Raw genomic sequence first — 19,911 nt, 5'->3', positions numbered from 1 at the left:
CTTCATCTGCTCAGATTTCAGCGAGCGGTACAGCCATACAGACGTTCCTTTTTTGCAGCACGCTACGAGCCTGCATTCTGGTGCGGCTGGACCTCAAGGGCTAACTCGGAGATGTTATTTCGTAGAATTGCCTGACGCCGTACACGCAAGAGAAGGCCACGGCTCCGGGCCAGGTGATAACCAGTCAACCCTGTTTCAGTGCCTGCTTGCATACAACGGGTTATATGACCAGCCAAATTGCGTCGATGCTAGGCAATGTGTGGCTCTCGGATAAAACGGGGACCTTCGGGGAAAGGATTTGCTGGCCGAGAGGAATCTTGACTCTAGAACCACTTGCTGGTCAGGGCGATTGAGCGACTCAAGCTTCGTCTGAACGACCGCGGGCAGGCGCAGCGCCGCAGCAGTCACGGCTAAAGCTATATCTGGTAGTTAAGTTCTATCGCCTGCGGAAGCTCGACAACGAACTGTCTCCCAGCGCTAGCACTGAAAGGCGTAGGTCTTCAGAGATCCGACATGAGCCCGCACAACTTTCCCGACCGCAGACGCTACCTAAATCTAGGATATTCGTGGGGGTGAATGTGGGGGTTTTTTTCTGATATGAAAAAGCCCAATCTTTTCAGATTGGGCTAAGTCACTGAAAAATATGGTCGGGACGGAGTGATTCGAACACTCGACCCCTAGCACCCCATACGAGGGGTAGCTGAATTCCATGTTTATCCGCCAGCCGTATCTGCCGAACGCATAAAAAACCCGGCACGAGACCGGGTGATTACCAGCCCCTCAAAAACACAGCCCCTAAATGAGAGGGATGGAGGGCTGACAAGAGAGTGCGGGAGCGGGATATTGGCCTAATGGCATCTTCCTGCGCAATAGAATCCTCTAGCCAACCAGCTCCGAAACGTCAGGCGACTTGCGTAGCCCACACACTCAGGAGTAGCTCTAGATGGGCCCAAGAAAGCAGCGACATTCGTTATCATCGCACGAGACAGTACCTCAGCTTGAGCCCAGGGCACTACAAACGATTCGCACAGCAACGTCGAAATTCTCCAGAGTGAGTACTTCGATTGGCGAGCGCCCCTTCAGTCGCTCATGAGGCTCACAGACCGTCCGATAGAGCCGCCACGCATCGACACCCGGAAACCGCGTTAATGCAGCAAGTACCAACTTGTGCCGCAGTGGATCAAGCTGCCAGTCGGGAATGCGCTGACCGCGATTCCCCAGGCTCAGCGACAGCAGACGGCGAGCCTTGATGTCGCGATTGATCTGATCTCGGGATTTGCCTGCCAATTTGGCGAAGACCAGCAGCGGCAAATTACTCGAAGCCTCATAAGTGGCCAGCATCTCGGCACGTTCGCGCTGGATGTCAGACACGTGGGATTTTTGCGGTTTTTCAGTCGACACCGAAAGAGGTACGACAGGCGACTGATGCGACACGACAAGAGCCGACTCGTCGTTAACCGAAGCCTTGGGCACCGAGACCGTTACCACTGGAAAGTTGCCGTTGAACTGAATGGAATTTGCGCTCACGTTTTCAAGTGACGGCAGCGAAGCAGCCCCCTCCAATCGGATGGTAAGCGGAGAGCTTGCCGCTTTCAGCTGACCCTGCCCCCACAGATCCAGACGGTTCGCCCAATCCTGCATCATGGTCCGACGCTGCTCGACATACTCCGCATGATTGTAGGCAGCACTCACCTTGTCCGGATCAGCATGAGAAAGCTGAGCATCAACCCACACCTTCGGGTATCCGATCTCGTTCAGTGCCGTCGAGATCGTCGCCCTCATGCCATGACCGGTGAGTTGATCGGCGTACCCCATCCGACGCAACGCGCCATTCAGTGTGTTCTCACTGATACGCTTGCTCAGGTCGCTTCGATGCGCAAACAAGTAGCGCTGTGCGGGGACAACCTGGTCCAGCAAGTGACGCACGATCTCCAGCGCCTGGACCGACAGCGGGACAATGTAGGGTGGTACATTTTGGGTCTGCTTACCTGGCTTCCGCATCGCTAGCTGGAGTTGTTTCACCACTTCCGCCGGTATGACCCACAAGCGCTTCTCCAGATCGAACTGGTCGGGTGTTGCCAACCGCAATTCGCCCGTGCGGACACCGGTCAGCAACAACAACCGAAGGCCAAGCCGAGTTTGGTCGGCACCACCGTAGTTTCGAAGCGCAGCCATCAACCCCGGGAGCTCGTCCATGCGGAGAAACGGATTGTGCGTTACGGGAGGTTTGGGAAGTGCGACCACATCGAGGTCTGAAGCCGGATTGTGTTCCAGCCCCTCGATTTTCACCAGCGCATAGCGGAACAATTGGTTGAACCAGGTCCGGCATTTTTCGGCTGTCGTTAAGGCCTTGCGCTGTTCGATCCTGCTCAGTAAATCCAGCAGATCGTGACGATTGATATCGTAGATGGACCGCGCGCCCAGGGTGGGCAGGACGTCTTTATTGAAGATTCTCAAGATCTGCGAGAGCGTGCTCTGGCGTCCTTCCTTCAGGCTTAGCCTGCGGAACTCCACCCACTGATTGAACACGGCCTCGAAGGTATGCTCCGCCGCAAAGCGAACAGCACGACGCTGTTGCTTACGGTGCTCATAGGGATTGATGCCTTGGGCGACCAAGGCGCGCGCCTCATCACGCCGCGCACGGGCTTCTTTGAGGCTGATTTGCGGATAACTACCAAGAGACATGCGTTTCTGCACGCCCGCCCAGTAATATCTGAAACGCCAGATTTTCCCGCCGCGTGCGGTCACGTTGAGCGCGAGCCCATCCGTGTCGCCTATTGTGTAGTCATTGCCGGTGATTCGGGCTTGCCGAACGGTCGTATCCGAGAGTGCCATAGCGAGCTCCTGAACAGAGTCAGGGCCAGATGCTCGTCTCGCTATCCAAGCTGCTCCAGCAAAAAACCGATTCAGTGCACATCCAAATCCAAGATCCTCATTTGGGACTTAAATCGGGACTTAAAAGCACTGGATGGAGCTGGATTTCAGTGGTTCCCGCTGGAACGAAAAAAGGGCCTAAAGGCCCTGATTTCAATCACTTACAGAATTCAGTGGAACTCTGTAGCGCAATATTTGGAGCGGGAAACGAGACTCGAACTCGCGACCCCGACCTTGGCAAGGTCGTGCTCTACCAACTGAGCTATTCCCGCTTGGTGATGCGCATTCTATAGAATCCTGAGCACCCGTCAACCCCTTGATTCAAAAAAGTTTTATTTCTTTTCGACGGTGGTGCGCAGATGGGGCCAGGCGGCGCGCAGGTACTGGAGCATGGACCAAAGGGTCAGGCCGGCGGCGATGAGCAACAAAGCGTAGCCCAGCACTACCCAGAAAGTGAAGGCCGGTGGGTTGGCCAGCAGGATGACGAGCGCAAGCATTTGTGCGGCGGTTTTCCATTTGCCCATGTTGGAGACGGCAACGTGGGCGCGGGCGCCGATTTCGGCCATCCATTCGCGCAGGGCCGAGACGACGATTTCGCGGCCGATGATCACCGCAGCCGGCAGGGTCAGCCACAGGTTGCCGTGTGCTTGCACCAGCAGGACCAGAGCCACGGCCACCATGAGTTTGTCGGCCACGGGGTCGAGGAACGCGCCGAAGGGCGTGCTCTGTTCCAGGCGTCGCGCCAGGTAGCCGTCGAGCCAGTCGGTGGCGGCCGCGAAGGCAAACACCGAACTTGAGGCCAGGTAGCTCCATTCGTAAGGCAAATAGAACAGCAAAATAAAAATCGGGATGAGCAGGACGCGTAGAACGGTGATCAGATTAGGGATATTCATCGGCACAACTGGCTACGAGGTGGAAAGGCATTCTATTCGCTGTGCAGATTCGCATAAATCAATTCAGCGAGCTTTTTACTGATACCGGGTGCTTTGGCTATCTCGTCAATGCTGGCACGGGACAGCTCCTGCAAGCCACCAAAATGTTTGAGCAAGTCGCGACGTCGTGTTGGCCCGACCCCCGCCACCCCTTCCAGGGTGGAGGTTCGCCGGGTTTTGCCACGGCGGGCACGGTGGCCGGTAATCGCGAAACGGTGGGCTTCGTCGCGAATCTGTTGGATCAAATGCAGTGCGGGTGAGTCGCCCTTCAACGTGAACTCATGGGCGGCGTCATTCAAGTACAACGTCTCGAAACCGGCCTTGCGCGTAGCGCCCTTGGCCACACCGAGCAGGATCAGGTCGGGCACGGCCAGCTCATTGAGCACATCACGGGCCATGGACAACTGGCCCTTGCCGCCGTCCACCAGCAGGATATCGGGCAGCTTGCCCTCGCCGTCCTTCAACTTGCTGAAGCGTCGCGTGAGGGCCTGGTGCATGGCGGCGTAGTCATCGCCGGCGGTGACGCCTTCGATATTGTAGCGCCGGTAGTCGGATTTGATCGGTCCTTCCGGCCCGAACACCACGCAGGAAGCAACCGTGGCTTCGCCGCTGGAGTGACTGATGTCGTAGCACTCCAGGCGCTGGGGCGGCTCATCCAGCTTAAGCACCTCGGCCAGGGCATCGAAGCGCGCCGCGACGTGCTGTCGATTCGCCAGACGTGCGCTCAAGGCCTGTTCGGCGTTGGTGACGGCCAGTTGCTGCCAACGGGCGCGGGTGCCGCGTACGCGGTGGCTGATGTCCAGCTCGCGGCCACGCAGTTCGTGGATAGCCTCGATCAAGGTGGGAAAGTCTTCATGCACCACGTTAACGATCAGCTCCGACGGCAGGTCGCGCTCGGGACTGCTCACGTAGTACTGGCCGAGGAACGCGGCCATGACTTCGGCCACATCCTCGTCGATACCGGTCTGCGGGAAGAAATTCTTGCTGCCCAGCACCCGCCCGCCCCGTACGCTGATCAAGTGCACGCAGGCACCACCGGGGTTGACGAAGGCGGCGATCACATCGACATCCCCCGTGCCGCCTTCCATGCTCTGCTGATCCTGAACCCGACGCAGCAGGGAAATCTGGTCGCGTAGCTCCGCGGCGCGCTCGAAATCCAGGGTACCGGCGGCTTGTTCCATGGCAGAGGAGAGCTCGTCGGTGAGCGCATTGCTGCGTCCTTCGAGGAACATCACCGAATGGCGTACATCCTCTGCATACTCCGCCGAATCCACCAGACCCACGCAAGGCGCTTTGCAGCGTTTGATCTGGTATTGCAGGCACGGCCGCGTGCGGTTCTTGTAGAAGCTGTCTTCGCATTGGCGCACAAAAAAGGTTTTTTGCAGCAGGCTCAAGCTTTCACGGATAGCGCCGGCGCTGGGATAGGGCCCGAAGTATTTGCCCTTGGCCTTCTTCGCGCCACGGTGAATGCTCAACCGCGGGAAGTCGCCGTCGGATAAAAACACGTAGGGGTAGGATTTATCGTCACGCAGCAGGATGTTATAGGGCGGCCGCCACTCCTTGATCAGCGTCTGCTCAAGCAGCAGCGCTTCGGTTTCGTTGGCGGTGATGGTGGTTTCGACCTGGGCGATACGCGCCACCAGAGCGGCGGTTTTCGGCGCGAGTCCCGACTTGCGGAAATAGCTCGCCAGGCGGTTCTTCAGGTTCTTGGCTTTGCCGACATAAAGCAGGCGCGCCTCACTGTCGAACATGCGGTACACGCCAGGGCGGCCACTGCAGGTTGAGAGAAAGGCACTTGGATCAAACGGTGTGGTCATGTCAGGCGCTGGCGTCCACCATGCCGTGGCGCACCGCGAGCAGGGTCAATTCAACATCACTGCTGATGGCGAGCTTCTCGAAAATGCGATAGCGGTAGGTGTTGACGGTCTTGGGCGACAGGCACAGCTTGTCGGAGATGGATTGGACCTTTTGGCAACCGACGATCATCAGGGCAATCTGGATTTCCCGTTCCGACAGCGCATCGAACGGCGAGTCGCTGGTGGGCTGGAAGGACTTGATCGCCAGCTGCTGCGCGATCTGCGGGCTGATATAGCGCTGGCCGGCAAACACCAGGCGAATGGCTTGCACCATTTCGGCCAAGCCTGCGCCCTTGGTCAGGTAACCCGCGGCACCTGCCTGTAAAAGCCGAGTCGGGAACGGGTCTTCTTCGCACACCGTCACTACCACGACCTTGATGTCCGGATGACTGCGCAGCAATTTGGTCGTGGCGCCAAGACCGCCAATCCCAGGCATCTTGACATCCATTAACACCACATCGGGTTTCAACTCCCGGGCCTTGATCAGGGATTCCTCGCCCGACTCGGCCTGGCCGACTACTTGCAGGCCATCGATGTCAGCCAGCATTCGTGTAATGCCTGTACGAACGAGATCATGGTCATCGACTACTAGCACCCTAATCAAGCAGACACCTCGCGAAATGGTCTTATAGGTTGCTGAACACCTTAGCAAAAAACCGAGGCTCAGACCTAGGTGCAAGTGTCATATATATAGAGTTTGGCCAGGCAGCCGCTATCCGCCGGGAAGCGGACGGTTCAATTTCCCGGGCGAAGTGTCAGGACTCCTGGGCCACCGGCTTGGCTTTTCCATTCAGTGAAACGGAATGTTTGGCCAGGGTCGACGCCAAGCGACGGATCGCGTCCTGATCTTCCTTGATCATCACACGGTAGTCCCCCAGCACTTTCTCTTCGATCTGACTGAGGGTTTCGAGTTGGATCGGCGTGGCCGTGCCGGTCAACACATACAGCACGTCCACCCCTTTTTCGGCGACACGAGACAAATAATCGGCTTTGGGCGTACGCCCCCCACTTTCATATTTACCTTGCGCATTGGCTTCAACGCCGCCTATCTCGCCAAACACTTTTTGCGACAGGCCGAGTCGCTCTCTTTCTTGCCTCAAACGCGAACCGATTCCACTCATTTGGATGTATGATCCTATTTGGCACACCCCAAGAGGTGATCCACTCATCTCTTAGTTAAACAAACTTGAACGGTTTTGAACTATGCCCGGAATCCGTACTGCCGCACAAGCCAAGGCCTGGCTGGAACATCAAGGAAAGTCTGTTCAAGCGTTCGCGCGTGAACATGGCGTGGATCCGGCAACCACCTATCAAGTGCTCGCCGGGCGCAAAAAGGGACGGCGTGGAGAGGCCCACAAGGTAGCGGTCCTTCTGGGCATGAAAGAAGGGATCATCCTGTCCGAGGCGGATGGCCAGACCCACGATCAGGACGCCGATGCTTGACGTCAGTATGCGCTTATTACGCCCAAGCACATGCTTAGCTTGAACGGCACACACGCTCCATGCGCCAGAAGCAGTCCTCTTCACCGACGATGCTGAGTCCGTTGCGCTGATAGAGCTCGCGGGCCGGATTGGACTTGAATACCGTCAAACGCAGCAGGCCCTGCGCCTGCGCCTTGAGTGCCATCTGCTCCAACACCCAACTGCCCGCGCCGAGTCCGCGATACGCTTGGAGCATATGCAGTTCGCGGATATAGAGCGCCCGGCTGTCGCGACTCAGGCTGATGAAACCGAGCACGGTGTCGTCCTGACAAATCAGCCAGTTTTCCCGGCCAGCCCAGGCGGTATCAAAGCCGTCGCCGGACCACCACAATCCGTATTGCACGTAATAGCGACTCATGGCTTCGTGGGTCAGCTTGCGTGCAAATGGTAAGTCCTGGTCTGTTGCCGTGCGCAGATAAAAGCTCATTCAGAGCACAACCACTTGGCCAGCCCACACGCCGCTATCGCGACGGGCGATCACCAGCACATCCCCCGTGCCAGGCGCAGCGGCAAGCAAGCTGCCATCAGCGGCCCAGATCGCACTGCGACCGGCGCAGGCCCAACCCCCTGACGGGCCGCCGTGATTGGCCATCAACACCAGCATGCGATGCTGAGCGGCATAGCCCTGAAGCAACGCACTGTCGGCGGCATAGCCACCTTCGCTGATCAATACACCGGCGGCGTACACATTTGCGTCTGCCTGCGCCGCGGCACGCGGGTGGCTGGCATGGGCAAAATCTGCGCACACCGCCAAGGCAATCCGGTCATTGCCCCACTCCAGGGCTGCACCGCCCTGCCCTGCGACAAACGCAAGTTCTTCGCCATCATGCAAATGCTGCTTGGTGTAGAGCGCCAGGGCTCCGTCCGCTCCCAGCACCAGTGCACCTATCAACACTGCCGAATCAGGCGCCAGTCGAATCGGCATACCCACCACTGCCGTCAATCGCAGTTCCCGTGCCATCTCGCGTAACGGCGCCAACAGTGCATCTTCCGGTGCAATCGCCAATTCGGCCGCCAGGGACGGCTCATACCCCGTCAACGACAACTCCGGAAATACCAGTAATTGCACGCCGTGCTCCGCTGCCACACGCATGAAGGCCAGGTGTCGCTGGATATTGGCCGGCACATCGCCCGCGATGGAAATGGATTGAGCAGCAGCAAGGGTCAAGGCAGTCATGGTCGCGTCCAGGCAATCATCGTCAAAGTGTTATCAGCATATCGGCACGTACCCCATAGCCGTAAGTCCCCTGCCGCAATAGAAATTACTGATTGAAACTGCCAGTGCGCCTCTAGTAAGCTCCCCCCATCATTTGGAGAACGACCATGTTGCCTCTCGCCCACTCTCAGGTTTGCCCTGCTGCCAGCGCCCCGCGCTCGGTGCCGGCTACCCGTGTGAACGGTTCGAGCGCAGCTGTAAGCTTTTATTTTGGGTATTGGTTTAGCCACTGGCGCGCCTGATACCTGAAATCGGCGCCCACTGTTCAAGGGGTCGCCTACCAGAGAAATCTAACCCCCGGTCGGCTCCCCGACCGGGGGTTTTGTTTTTTCAGCCTCTAATAAATTTTGTTTGATCACGAACACTTAAAGGACTCACGACATGAACTACGCCACCTATTACCGCTACGACACCTCTACCGCATGGCGATTTAGCCAGCTCCGTTCGGGACAGCCTGCCGCCTCCGACCGGTCACCTATCGGTGGCAAGCCAACACACGTAGCCAGTACGGCCAATTGTCGAACACCCCAGTAGGCCAAGCGCGCGGGAACAACCCGCCGCTTGCCCAGGAAGCCTTGAATATGAACTCCTCCGTCGCCGCTCTGCCCGTTTCGAACCTGATCAGCGCCAATGAAGCCCTGACCCAGCGCCTGCCCAGCGCCCTTGAGCTCAAGCACCAGTTAGCCCTCAGCCCGTTCCTCAATGAACAGGTCCACGCTCATCGCCAAGCCGTGCGCGCCATCCTTGATGGCGAAGATTCACGCTTGCTGGTGATTGTCGGCCCATGCTCGATCCACGACCCGGAATCGGCCATGGAATATGCCCGCAATCTGAAGAAGCTGGCACTCGAAGTCAGCGACCAGATGCTGCTGGTGATCCGCGCCTACGTCGAAAAACCGCGCACCACCATCGGTTGGAAAGGCCTGGCCTACGACCCGCACCTGGATGGCAGCGATGATATGGCCGCCGGCCTGCGCCTGTCCCGCGAGCTGATGCGCGAAATGCTGCGCCTGGGCCTGCCGGTTGCCACCGAGCTGTTGCAACCCATGGCCGCTGGCTACTTCGATGACCTGCTCAGTTGGGTGGCGATTGGCGCGCGCACTACCGAATCGCAGATCCATCGCGAAATGGCCAGCGGCCTGGGCATGCCCGTAGGCTTCAAAAACGGCACCGACGGCGGCGTGACGATTGCCTGTGATGCGATGCGCTCGGCCTCCCACCCGCACCGCCACTTCGGCGTCGACAGCCAGGGCCACCCGGCGATCATCCAGACTTCGGGCAACCCCGACACCCATCTGGTACTGCGCGGCGGTCACCGTGGGCCGAATTACGATGCGCACAGCGTCGCCCAGATCAAACATGACCTGGCCACGTCCAAGGTCACGCCGCGCATCATGGTCGATTGCAGCCATGCCAACAGTGGCAAAGACCCATTGCGTCAACCGGCAGTGTTCAACGACGTGCTGGAACAGCGCTTGCAGGGCGACACCTCGCTGATCGGCATGATGCTGGAAAGCCACTTGTTCGAAGGTTGCCAGCCGTTGAGCGCGTCGATGAAATACGGCGTATCGGTAACCGATGGCTGCCTCGGCTGGAACGGCACCGAGCAGTTGTTGCGCAGTGCCGCCGAACAGTTACGCGCCCGAGGCTGACCGAACAAGGCGCTGCTGCAACGGCTACAGCGCCTTCACGTCACGAGGGTCATTCGTGACGTGTCGTCAATAGTCCTTTTCGGATTCGACGGTGTTTCCAAAGGAACGACAAGCGGATACTCGACTCCACTGCCTACAGCCTTATTGGAGTCACTGATGTCTATCCCTACGCAAAAAGTCCCCGCCTTCGGTCTCGGCACCTTTCGCCTTAAAGGCCAGGTGGTGATCGACTCGGTCAGTACCGCCCTGGAACTGGGTTACCGCGTCATCGATACCGCGCAGATCTACGAGAACGAAGCCGAGGTTGGCCAAGCCATCGCCGACAGCGGTATTGCGCGTGCCGAACTGTTTATCACCAGCAAGATCTGGATCGACAACTTTGCCGAAGGCCGCTTGATCCCAAGCCTTGAGGAAAGCCTGCGCAAACTGAAGACCGATTATCTGGACCTGACCCTGATCCATTGGCCATCGCCGGAAGGCCAGGTGCCCGTCGCCGAATTCATGGGCCAGTTGCTGCAAGCCAAGCGTCTGGGGTTGACCCGCCAGATCGGCATTTCCAACTTCACCGTCGACCTCATGAAGCAGGCTATCGCGGCGGTCGGCGTCGAGCACATCGCCACCAACCAGATCGAACTGCACCCCTACCTGCAGAACCGGAAGGTGGTGGATTTCGCCACCGCCCACGGTATCCAGATCACCTCGTACATGACCCTGGCCTACGGTGAAGTGCTCAAGGACCCGGTCATCCAGCAGATCGCCCAACGCCACCAGGCCACCTCGGCGCAGGTCGCCCTCGCCTGGGCCATGCAACTGGGTTATGCCGTGATCCCATCATCGACCAAGCGGAGCAACCTCGAAAGCAACCTCAAGGCCCTGCACCTGGCCTTGAGCGCCGACGACATGGCCCGCATTGCCAGCCTGGAACGCGGCCAGCGCTTGACCAGCCCCAAGGGCATTGCGCCGAAGTGGGACTAAACCCCAGTCACCGGCAAACGGGATAACTCCCGCAGCCAGGGCAACACCCGCAGGCCACGCGTGGCCTCGGGTGGATCGATGATGTCCATGAAGTGTTCGAGGCTGACGTTGTCCGGCACCCCGGGCAAGCGCACCAGTACAGTCGGCGTTGCGCCGACAGACGTGCCCAGGTCCAGGTGGTCGTAGACCAGCACATGCCGCGCCTGAGGTTGCGGTTCGCAGGCATTGACCGCAAGCCCGGCATTGATGATGAGTACATCGAACGGTTCGGCCGGGATGGCCGTCAGTATCTGGACCTCTTCGAAGGTGTCTACCGGCACGATCCGGTGGTACCCCAGTTGGTTGAGCATTTTCTCGATATACAGCCGTTGCAGGTGCTGTTCATCGGCAATCAGGATAGACAGTGCTTTGTTCGGCATGGCAAACCCCTGGGCTGGCAGCGCGCGTCAGTAAGAGCGGCCCATTCTCCAGACATATCCCGAAGACAAAATCAGGCATGTTCCCCTTTATCGTAGGAGTTATCCCAAATACACCGAATGACCGTTCACTGCGGTAAAGCCTGATTGCAATATCGGGCCAGGCTGTGATGCAGCCCATCAATCGCAACACCTACCGCCTCAACCGCAGTGCCCACCGCATCGCTGTCCTGCCGTTCACAGACCCCTTCCAACGTCTCGCAACAGCCGATCAACCTCTGGGCCTTGATCATCCGCGCGCCGCCTTTGACGCGATGAGCGAGGTCATGCAGCGTGAAGAAATTCACGGGGCCCGACGGCCCAGGCAACAAGGCCCGATCCTCCTCAAGGCTGGTAAGCAATGGGGTCAGCAACTCGCCCAGAGCGCCCTTGTCGCCTGCGGTCAGCGTAATCAGCGGGCTTAAATCGAACACCGGCTCGGTCTCGACCGACAGGGCACCCGCCGTGCGCGAGACCAGGGCCGTGCGCAAGTCCTCAAGCCCCGTGGGTTTGAACAGGCAACCGTCCATGCCCGCTTGCCGACAGCGCTCGGCCTCCTCCGGCCGGGCATTGGCGGTGAACCCCAGCAACAGGCACGGCGGCGCCCCGCGCTGACGTTCCAGCGCCCGGATTTCACGGGCCAGCGCGTAGCCATCCTTGAGGGGCATATTGCAATCGGTGATCACGCCGTCGAAGTGCCCGGCCTGCCACAGCACTAGCCCTTGGCCGCCGTCCTCGGCCGTGGTGATGCGATGCCCCAGGAAGCTCAGTTGTCGCGCCAGCAAAAGACGGTTGGCCGGGTAGTCGTCCACCACCAGGATATTCAATGCGCGAGCCGTCGGAACAGGCGGTACGGGCAAGCCAGCCGGTGCGGCAGCGGTCAATGTCAGCGCCAACGTCACGTCCACCCGCGTGCCCTTGCCCAGCATACTGCTCAGGTGCAGTTGGCCGCCCATCATTTCGCACAGGCTGCGGCTGATCACCAACCCGAGGCCCGAGCCGCTGCGCGCGGATTGTTCATGGTTGCTGCCCTGGATAAACGGGTTGAACAAGCGCTGTTGATCCTCGGCACTGATACCGATGCCCGAATCCTCTACCCATAAGCGCAGATGCAACTGGCCGTCTGCCAATGCCCCGCTAGCGCCCAGGCGAACCTGGCCGGCGTGGGTGAACTTGATGGCATTGCCCAATACATTGGAGACCACTTGCTTGAAACGCAGCGGATCGATCAACACGGCACAGTCGATCGCAGGGTTCAGTTCCACATGCAGCATCAGCCCTTTGTCCCGTGCCAACCCCTCGAATACACGTGCCACCGACGCCAGCAATTCATGCGGATTGGCCGGTGTGAGGGTCAGTGACAGATGGCCGGACTCGATCCGTGCGATATCCAGAATATCGCCGATCAACTCCAGCATGCTGCGGGACGCCACCGACGCCACCTCCAGCGCATCAAGGTCCGCCCGGCCTTGCTCGGCATTTTTCAGGGCCAGTTCGATCATGCCGATCACCGCGTTCATGGGGGTGCGGATTTCATGGCTCATGGTCGCCAGAAACGTCGTCTTGGCGCGGTTGGCGGCGTCGGCCTCCTCTTTGGCCTCTTGCACCTGGCGCAGCAGACGCTGGCGTTCACTCACGTCGACCCAGCCGGCAATCATGCCGACCACTTTTTCGTCGCCATCACGGTAAGGCAGCATCCACTGGTAGATGGTCAGCACATCGCCGTTGGGCACCTTGAGCACGCGGTCATGGATCTGCGGTTCGCCCTGCTCCATCAAGCGCAAGTAGTCGGCATGGAACGACTGCGCCTGGGGCAGATTGCCGGTGTCGGTTTCCACCACGGTCTTGCCAATCACGTCTTCCAGCTTGAAGCCGAATACGTCCAGGTAAGCGTTATTGCAGGCCATCAGGCGGCCCTGGCGATCACGCACGTAAATCGGGTGAGGCGTACCGTCGATCAACACCCCCATGAAACGCATCTGGTCGCTCAAGGCGCGTTCGGCCTGGGCGCGCTTGCGTATCAGATTACGCAAATAGAACACCCACCCCAGGGTCACCAGCAGCAACAGCGCGGCCACGCCAAATCCCTGGATGATCACGTTGCGGTGGCGCAGCCAGTAACTGTCTTCGATGATGATTTCGCCGCGCCAATGGTTGGTCAATTCGTCCATCTCTTCAGGGCTGATGCTCAACAACGCCTTGTCGAGAATCGAATACAACTCCAGTTGGCTGCGGTTGACGCCAAAGGTGATGCGCGCAGGCTCCGCGCCGACCGTGCTGGTGATGCGCAGGCGATCACGGTAATGCCGCGCGATCATGTAGCGCGCGCTGATCAATGAAACGATGGTCGCGTCCACCGTGCCCTTGGCCACCATCTCCAGGGCTGTTTCCGGGTTTTCGACATCGACAAACTCGATACCGGGGTAATCCCGGGCAATCTGCGCGGCGAGGCTGTTGCCGCCAATAAAAGCCAGGCGCTTGCCGGGCATGTTATCCAGTGTCACCAGGCGGTCATTGCCCACAGGCACCACCATCACATAGGGGTTGGACAGGTACGGCCGCGTAAATCGAATTTTCTCGGAGCGCTCCACGCTCGGTGTGATGACGGCCAGCATGTCCACGCGCCCGGTGCTGGTTTCGTCGACTTGCCGCGGCAGCGAACTGCCCTGTTCCACGTCGAATTTGAGGCCGGTGCGCAGACTGATGCGTGAGAGCACCTCGGCGCTCAAACCCTCGAATTGGCCCTGCTCGTTGAAAAAGGACAGCGGTACGAATTTGTCGAGCACCGCGACTCTCACCCGCGGGTGCTTTTGCAGCCAGCGCTGTTCACTGTCACTCAAACGCAGCCGATCAGCCTCAAGAAAGCCACCGCCGCCAGCACTCCAGCGGCGCAGGATCTCCATCTGCTGGCTGGCCGGAACGGCGTTCAACGCGGCGTTGATGATGCCCAGCAGGCGAGTATTGTCTTTGACGAAGGCAAACCCGAACGGGTTGACCTCCAACGCGGAAAAGTCGGCCATACGTACATTGTTGAGGTGGTTTTTGTTGATCAGGTAGCGAGTGCTGATGGCATCGCCCAGATACACGTCCGCCTGGCCGAACGCCACGGCCCCGATGGCTTCGAAGGTCGAGGCAAACAACACCAGGTGCGCATCCGGGTAGAAGGCCTGGACGGTCTCGGGCTGCATATAGTGGTAAAGCATCGCCACGCGCTTGCCGGAGAGATCGGCACTCAGCGTGTGGCTCTCGCCGGCGCGCGTCACCAGCGCGGGTTGGTCGTTGGCGTAAGAACGTGACAACACCAATTGCGGGTCGGCTGCTTCGTAACCGTTGGCCGAGCCCAAAAAGTCCACCGCACCGGTCTTGAGTGCCTCGATCACTTCATCACGGGTGTCGTAACGCCGTACCTCAATCGCAACATTCAGCGCCTGGGCAACCAGCGCCGCATAATCGGCGGTGATGCCTTCCAGTTCGTCCTTATTGTTGCTCAGGTCGAACGGTGCGTAATCGGGCGCCGACACCCCCATCACCAGCGTGCGTCGCTCACGCAACCACTGCCAGTCGGTTTCGCCCAGCGCCACCTGGGGGTGTTCAAGGCTTGAGTGTCCCTGCAGGCTCAGCGTGCGGGGTTCATCCAGGGCCATCACTGGCCAGGACAACAGCCCCAGCAGCAGGATGGCCGCGAGTTTCAGCCGCCGGGAGGTGATCATTTCAGATCAGATGATTGCGCTGGGCGAATTTGGACAGATGCACCACCGACGACATGCGCAGCTTTTCCTTGAGGCGCGTCTTGTAGGTGCTGATGGTCTTGTGGCTCAGCAGCATTTGCGCGGCGATCTCGTTATTGCCCAAGCCCAGAGCCAGCATCTGCAGGACCGTCAACTCACGGTCCGACAAGCCTTCGATCATCTGCAGTTCGGTTTCTTGCAAGTCGTCGCGTCGCACCGAACTGGTGGGCAGGCTGGGGAAGCAACTGTAGCCGGACCGGATGGCCCGGATGGCCTTTTGCAGCTCATCGAGTTCACCGGTCTTGGCAACAAATCCCATGGCGCCGGCACGCATGCAGCGGGTAGAGAAGAACACCGCCAGGTAGGAGGTCAGCACCAGGATCCTGCACGGCAGGTCCAGCGCCTTGATCCGGTTGATCACCTCCAGGCCGCCGAGCTTGGGCATTGCCAGGTCAAGGATGACCAGGTCCGGGCGCTCCTCGCGGGCAATCTGCATGGCATCGGCACCGTTGCCCGCCTCAAAGATGGTCTCGAAACCTTCCTGCTTCAACAGGTACTTCACGGTGGCGCGTATAAAAGGGTGATCATCCACAATTAAAGCTTTGTTGTTGCTCATAAAATTCCCCTGCGAGGGTCAGTACGCTTACACATCACGCGGGACTCATCTACCTGTGAGAAATGACAGTTCCGACAAACGGCGCTGACGACTTCGCACACTACTTCAGGCAGAACAGGCCCCTCCTCTTGAAACCACACGGTAAACATGTAAAGCCGCGCCTGGATTCCTGAACGGGCACAAGCGCGCAACCTTAACAACGGCAAGTGGATTCAAATGAAGGGATAATCTCGAATTAATGTAGGACTATTCCTCGCTACAGCATGGCCAGCCTTGCGCGAGGTGTTGCCTCGCGCCAGCCGCCTATTCGGTGGTGCTGGGGCTCCAGAACGCCTGAACCACCAGGGTCGACAGGGAAATCCGCGCCACCAGGGCGTCCAGTTCGTCACCGTCCACCGACGTCACCGCCAGGGTGGCTTCGATTTCCACTTCCTCAGTGCCGAACGGGCGCACATCGACGTCGCTGGCCGGGTAGTTGCAGCGCGCAAGTTCAGCCTCCAGTAGCGCCAGCACGGCCTTTTGCTGGGTGCGTCGGGCGATCACATACAAGATGTTGGTGACCTCCGCCGACACCACATCCAGCGGCTGGCGGTTGATGTTATTGACGATCGGCCGCAGCAGGGTGTTGGCCGCCAGCACAAACAACGTGCCCAGCAACGCTTCAAGGATCAGGTCGGCACCGGCGCATGCCCCCACCGCCGCCGACGCCCACAGCGTGGCGGCTGTGTTGAGCCCGCGCACATTGCCTTCTTCACGCATGATCACGCCGGCACCGAGAAAACCGATGCCCGACACCACATACGCCACCACCCGCACCGCACCGTCCGCCCCACCCAGGCGGTTGGCCATGTCGACAAAAATTGCCGCGCCCACCGCCACCAGCACGTTGGTCCGCAGGCCCGCCGTACGCTGCCGGTACTGGCGCTCGAAGCCGATCAGGCCGCCGAGGATGAAGGCGGCGGTGAGACTGACCAGAGTGTCGATCAGGGAGTTGAGGTTGATGTTGTTGATTGCTTGCATAAAAAGTCTCTCTGTATGCAACTGCCGAACCGTATGGGAGCTGGCTGGCCTACGATGGCCATAGGTATCTACACAACCTCCGTTGAACGAAAAATCCACGGCCAACAGGCTGTTGTGGTGAGCGGGCTTGCCCCGCTCACCACAAGAAGGTTTTTCAATTTTTAAAAATTGTGCAGGCACCTATGCCCTGCTCCCACAAGGTCCAGGACATTGAATTAACGGGTTACTGCCAGCCGAACTTACGGATGTAGTAGCCCTTCACTGCCTGGGTCAGCGCCATGTACGCCAGCAGAATCACCGGCAGGAACACAAAGTACAGCGACGGCAACGCCTGCAGCTTGAAGTAGTGCGCCAACGGCCCCATCGGCAGGAAAACCCCCACGGCCATGATCACCCCGGTCATCACCATCAACGGCATCGCCGCACGGCTTTGCAGGAACGGGATTTTCGGGGTGCGGATCATGTGCACGATCAGGGTCTGGGTCAGCAGCCCCACCACGAACCAGCCGGACTGGAACAGCGTCTGATGGTCTGGCGTATTGGCATCGAACACATACCACATGAGCGCGAACGTGGTGATGTCAAAGATCGAACTGATCGGCCCGAAAAACAGCATGAAACGGCCCACATCCCCCGGCTGCCAGCGTTGTGGTTTAGCCAGCATTTCGTCGTCGACGTTGTCGAACGGAATCGCGATCTGCGAAATGTCGTACAACAGGTTCTGCACCAGCAGGTGCATCGGCAACATTGGCAAAAACGGAATGAACGCACTGGCCACCAGCACCGAGAACACGTTGCCGAAGTTGGAGCTGGCGGTCATTTTGATGTACTTGAGCATGTTGGCGAAGGTACGCCGGCCCTCCAGCACACCCTCCTCCAGGATCATCAGGCTCTTTTCCAGCAAGATGATGTCGGCCGCTTCCTTGGCGATATCCACCGCGCTGTCCACCGAAATGCCGATATCCGCCGTGCGCAGCGCCGGCGCATCGTTGATGCCATCGCCCATGAAGCCCACCACATGCCCATTGGCCTTGAGCAGGCGCACGATGCGTTCCTTGTGGCTGGGCGTCAATTTGGCGAACACATTGGTGACTTCAACGGCCTCTGCCAGTTCGGCGTCGGTCATGTCTTCGATGTCGTTGCCCATCAGCAGGCCCTGTTGCTCCAGGCCCACTTCGCGGCAGATCTTGGCGGTGACCAGCTCGTTGTCGCCGGTCAAGACCTTGACCGACACACCGTGGGCCTTGAGCGCCTTGAGTGCCGGCGCAGTGCTCTCCTTGGGTGGGTCGAGAAACGCCACGTAGCCAATCAATGTCAGGTTGTTTTCATCTGCCAGGCTGTAGGTGTCACGCCCCGGTGCCATCGGTTGCGCGGCCACGGCCACCACGCGCAGGCCTTCTTCGTTGAACGCCGCAGTCACTTGGCGAATGCGCGCCAGCAGTTCATCGGTGAGCGCCTCGCTGGTGTCGCCATGGCGCACGGTGTTGCACACCGACAGGATCTCTTCCACTGCGCCCTTGCAGATCAACAGGTGCGGCAAGCCTTGCTCGGCCACCACCACCGACATGCGCCGACGGTTGAAATCAAACGGGATCTCATCGACCTTGTGGAACGCCGTGCCCACCTTCAGCTCGCGATGCACCTCCACATGCTCCAGCACCGCCACGTCCAGCAGGTTCTTCAGGCCGGTCTGGTAGTAGCTGTTGAGGTAGGCCATTTCCAATACGTCGTCGGACTCTTCGCCCCACACATCCACATGGCGCGCCAGGAAAATTTTGTCCTGGGTCAGGGTGCCGGTCTTGTCGGTGCACAGTACATCCATCGCACCGAAGTTCTGGATCGCGTCCAGGCGCTTGACGATGACCTTCTTGCGCGACAGAAACACCGCGCCCTTGGCCAGCGTCGACGTGACGATCATCGGCAGCATTTCCGGAGTCAGGCCCACCGCAATCGACAGCGCGAACAGCAGCGCTTCGGTCCAGTCACCCTTGGTGAACCCATTGATGAACAACACCAGCGGCGCCATCACGAACATAAAGCGGATCAGCAACCAGCTGACCTTGTTCACGCCATGCTGGAACGACGTGGTCGCACGGTCGGTGGCCGTCACGCGTTGGGCCAGCGCGCCGAAATAAGTGCTGTTGCCAGTGGTGAGGATCACCGCCGTGGCCGCGCCGGACACCACGTTGGTTCCCATGAACAGAATGTTCTCCAGGTCCAGCGGATTACGCGTGTGGGCGTCCTGTTGCTGGGCGAACTTCTCCACCGGCATCGATTCGCCGGTCATCGCCGCCTGGCTCACAAACAGATCCTTGGCACTGAGCACGCGGCAGTCGGCGGGGATCATGTCGCCGGCCGACAGCACGATGAGGTCGCCTGGCACCAATTGTTTGATCGGCAATTCGATGCGCTTGGCTTCATCGCGGCGCAGCACCGTAGCCGTGTTGCTGACCATGGCTTTGAGCGCATCGGCGGCCTTGTTCGACTTGGCCTCCTGCCAGAAACGCAACAGCGTCGACAGCACCACCATGGAGAAAATCACCGTAGCGGCCTTCATATCTTCGGTCAGCCAGGAAATCACCGCCAGCAACGTCAGCAGCAGGTTGAACGGGTTTTTGTAGCAGTGCCACAGGTGCACCCACCATGGCAGCGGCTGCTCGTGCTCGACCTCATTGAGGCCATGTTGCGCGCGCAGGGTCTCGGCTTCCTGAGTGTTCAGGCCCTCGATATGGCTGCCCAAGGTACCGAGCAATTGCCCGGTGCTGCTGTTGGCCGCGACCACCAGGGTTTGCGCCAGGGTCGGCGGCACTTCGCGGCTGACGCTGGCATCGGTGACGGTCTCGAGCATGGCCAGGCGACGGAAATGCCGGGCGATGTGCCGGGTCCGCAGGAAACCGGCAAAGAACTCTTTCAACAGGGTGAGGTTCATGGTGTAACTCCTGCGCGAGGAAAAACCGTCGTGCAGGTACCGCCCCTCCGCACCGCGCCTGTTACACAGGCACAGCCGGCTTGGCCCGCCCACCCTGAAGGCAGGCGCGTCCGTCGCATCCCGAGGTTACCCAGGTGCTGGTCAGCGTCGATGAGAGGGAATCAAACAGCTGCCAG

Annotated in this window: 15 protein-coding genes and 1 tRNA gene; 3 read left to right on the top strand and 13 right to left on the bottom strand. The window is 59.4% G+C overall.

Annotated features, from left to right (window positions below; translation table 11 throughout):
• Positions 1 to 993: 993 nt before the first annotated feature.
• The 6 genes from PSH66_RS10820 to PSH66_RS10795 all read right to left on the bottom strand — a co-directional run bounded on the left by PSH66_RS10820 (position 994) and on the right by PSH66_RS10795 (position 6,783).
• Positions 994 to 2,835 carry an integrase arm-type DNA-binding domain-containing protein gene (locus PSH66_RS10820; protein WP_205491543.1) on the bottom strand — a complete coding sequence of 614 codons (1,842 nt, stop codon included), beginning with the start codon at positions 2,833 to 2,835 and terminating at the stop codon, positions 994 to 996.
• A gap of 235 nt (positions 2,836 to 3,070) precedes the next feature.
• A tRNA-Gly gene (locus PSH66_RS10815) sits at positions 3,071 to 3,146 on the bottom strand.
• 60 nt (positions 3,147 to 3,206) lie between these two features.
• Entirely contained in the window at positions 3,207 to 3,767 is a 561-nt protein-coding gene (gene pgsA / locus PSH66_RS10810) for a CDP-diacylglycerol--glycerol-3-phosphate 3-phosphatidyltransferase (protein WP_078732521.1), read from the bottom strand.
• 32 nt (positions 3,768 to 3,799) lie between these two features.
• The gene (gene uvrC, locus PSH66_RS10805) at positions 3,800 to 5,623 is read right to left on the bottom strand and encodes an excinuclease ABC subunit UvrC (protein ID WP_078824239.1); all 1,824 of its coding nucleotides are present in this window, start codon (positions 5,621 to 5,623) and stop codon (positions 3,800 to 3,802) included.
• 1 nt (position 5,624) lies between these two features.
• Positions 5,625 to 6,266: a UvrY/SirA/GacA family response regulator transcription factor gene (gene uvrY, locus PSH66_RS10800; protein WP_017530522.1), complete on the bottom strand. Its 642-nt coding sequence runs from the start codon at positions 6,264 to 6,266 to the stop codon at positions 5,625 to 5,627.
• 151 nt (positions 6,267 to 6,417) lie between these two features.
• Entirely contained in the window at positions 6,418 to 6,783 is a 366-nt protein-coding gene (locus PSH66_RS10795) for a helix-turn-helix domain-containing protein (protein WP_305429039.1), read from the bottom strand.
• A gap of 82 nt (positions 6,784 to 6,865) precedes the next feature.
• On the opposite strand from PSH66_RS10795, the gene PSH66_RS10790 reads away from it, so the two are divergent.
• Positions 6,866 to 7,105 carry a DNA-binding protein gene (locus PSH66_RS10790; protein WP_078824237.1) on the top strand — a complete coding sequence of 80 codons (240 nt, stop codon included), beginning with the start codon at positions 6,866 to 6,868 and terminating at the stop codon, positions 7,103 to 7,105.
• Between the two features lie 34 nt (positions 7,106 to 7,139).
• On the opposite strand, the gene PSH66_RS10785 is transcribed toward PSH66_RS10790, so the two are convergent.
• Together PSH66_RS10785 and PSH66_RS10780 are read right to left on the bottom strand one after the other, a co-directional pair.
• Entirely contained in the window at positions 7,140 to 7,571 is a 432-nt protein-coding gene (locus PSH66_RS10785) for a GNAT family N-acetyltransferase (protein WP_305429036.1), read from the bottom strand.
• Positions 7,572 to 8,321, bottom strand: coding sequence for a carbon-nitrogen hydrolase family protein (locus PSH66_RS10780; RefSeq protein WP_305429034.1), 750 nt, complete (start codon positions 8,319 to 8,321; stop codon positions 7,572 to 7,574). It abuts the gene before it with no gap.
• Between the two features lie 620 nt (positions 8,322 to 8,941).
• On the opposite strand from PSH66_RS10780, the gene PSH66_RS10775 reads away from it, so the two are divergent.
• Both PSH66_RS10775 and dkgB read left to right on the top strand, forming a co-directional pair.
• Positions 8,942 to 10,012 carry a 3-deoxy-7-phosphoheptulonate synthase gene (locus tag PSH66_RS10775; protein ID WP_305429032.1) on the top strand — a complete coding sequence of 357 codons (1,071 nt, stop codon included), beginning with the start codon at positions 8,942 to 8,944 and terminating at the stop codon, positions 10,010 to 10,012.
• 156 nt (positions 10,013 to 10,168) lie between these two features.
• Positions 10,169 to 10,987 carry a 2,5-didehydrogluconate reductase DkgB gene (gene dkgB, locus PSH66_RS10770; protein WP_305429031.1) on the top strand — a complete coding sequence of 273 codons (819 nt, stop codon included), beginning with the start codon at positions 10,169 to 10,171 and terminating at the stop codon, positions 10,985 to 10,987.
• On the opposite strand, the gene PSH66_RS10765 is transcribed toward dkgB, so the two are convergent.
• The 5 genes from PSH66_RS10765 to mgtA form a co-directional block, all read right to left on the bottom strand.
• The gene (locus PSH66_RS10765; RefSeq protein WP_078824232.1) at positions 10,984 to 11,406 is read right to left on the bottom strand and encodes a chemotaxis protein CheY; all 423 of its coding nucleotides are present in this window, start codon (positions 11,404 to 11,406) and stop codon (positions 10,984 to 10,986) included. The two genes, dkgB and PSH66_RS10765, sit on opposite strands and share 4 nt — an antisense overlap.
• A 125-nt stretch (positions 11,407 to 11,531) precedes the next feature.
• A complete protein-coding gene (locus tag PSH66_RS10760) occupies positions 11,532 to 15,152 on the bottom strand; it encodes a transporter substrate-binding domain-containing protein (protein ID WP_305429029.1) in 3,621 nt (1,206 codons plus the stop codon).
• A 1-nt stretch (position 15,153) separates the two neighbouring features.
• Complete coding sequence (locus PSH66_RS10755; protein ID WP_003173097.1) at positions 15,154 to 15,786, bottom strand: response regulator transcription factor; 633 nt, start codon at positions 15,784 to 15,786, stop codon at positions 15,154 to 15,156.
• A 303-nt stretch (positions 15,787 to 16,089) separates the two neighbouring features.
• Positions 16,090 to 16,806, bottom strand: coding sequence for an MgtC/SapB family protein (locus PSH66_RS10750; protein WP_141064842.1), 717 nt, complete (start codon positions 16,804 to 16,806; stop codon positions 16,090 to 16,092).
• A 223-nt stretch (positions 16,807 to 17,029) separates the two neighbouring features.
• Positions 17,030 to 19,735 (bottom strand): magnesium-translocating P-type ATPase, encoded by a 2,706-nt coding sequence (mgtA, locus tag PSH66_RS10745; RefSeq protein ID WP_305429027.1) that lies wholly within the window; start codon positions 19,733 to 19,735, stop codon positions 17,030 to 17,032.
• Positions 19,736 to 19,911: the final 176 nt, after the last annotated feature.

The sequence above is a fragment of the Pseudomonas sp. FP597 genome (assembly GCF_030687435.1).
Taxonomy (GTDB): Bacteria; Pseudomonadota; Gammaproteobacteria; order Pseudomonadales; family Pseudomonadaceae; genus Aquipseudomonas; species Aquipseudomonas lactucae.
Note: the sequence above shows the minus strand (reverse complement) of the source record. Positions and strands in the feature narration are given on the sequence as shown.

Coding starts and splice junctions, on each gene's coding strand:
- PSH66_RS10820 (WP_205491543.1), bottom strand. CDS start 2,835: ATGGCACTCTCGGATACGACCGTTCGGCAAGCCCGAATCACCGGCAAT.
- pgsA (WP_078732521.1), bottom strand. CDS start 3,767: ATGAATATCCCTAATCTGATCACCGTTCTACGCGTCCTGCTCATCCCG.
- uvrC (WP_078824239.1), bottom strand. CDS start 5,623: ATGACCACACCGTTTGATCCAAGTGCCTTTCTCTCAACCTGCAGTGGC.
- PSH66_RS10795 (WP_305429039.1), bottom strand. CDS start 6,783: ATGAGTGGAATCGGTTCGCGTTTGAGGCAAGAAAGAGAGCGACTCGGC.
- PSH66_RS10790 (WP_078824237.1), top strand. CDS start 6,866: ATGCCCGGAATCCGTACTGCCGCACAAGCCAAGGCCTGGCTGGAACAT.
- PSH66_RS10785 (WP_305429036.1), bottom strand. CDS start 7,571: ATGAGCTTTTATCTGCGCACGGCAACAGACCAGGACTTACCATTTGCA.
- PSH66_RS10780 (WP_305429034.1), bottom strand. CDS start 8,321: ATGACTGCCTTGACCCTTGCTGCTGCTCAATCCATTTCCATCGCGGGC.
- PSH66_RS10775 (WP_305429032.1), top strand. CDS start 8,942: ATGAACTCCTCCGTCGCCGCTCTGCCCGTTTCGAACCTGATCAGCGCC.
- dkgB (WP_305429031.1), top strand. CDS start 10,169: ATGTCTATCCCTACGCAAAAAGTCCCCGCCTTCGGTCTCGGCACCTTT.
- PSH66_RS10765 (WP_078824232.1), bottom strand. CDS start 11,406: ATGCCGAACAAAGCACTGTCTATCCTGATTGCCGATGAACAGCACCTG.
- PSH66_RS10760 (WP_305429029.1), bottom strand. CDS start 15,152: ATGATCACCTCCCGGCGGCTGAAACTCGCGGCCATCCTGCTGCTGGGG.
- PSH66_RS10755 (WP_003173097.1), bottom strand. CDS start 15,786: ATGAGCAACAACAAAGCTTTAATTGTGGATGATCACCCTTTTATACGC.
- PSH66_RS10750 (WP_141064842.1), bottom strand. CDS start 16,806: ATGCAAGCAATCAACAACATCAACCTCAACTCCCTGATCGACACTCTG.
- mgtA (WP_305429027.1), bottom strand. CDS start 19,735: ATGAACCTCACCCTGTTGAAAGAGTTCTTTGCCGGTTTCCTGCGGACC.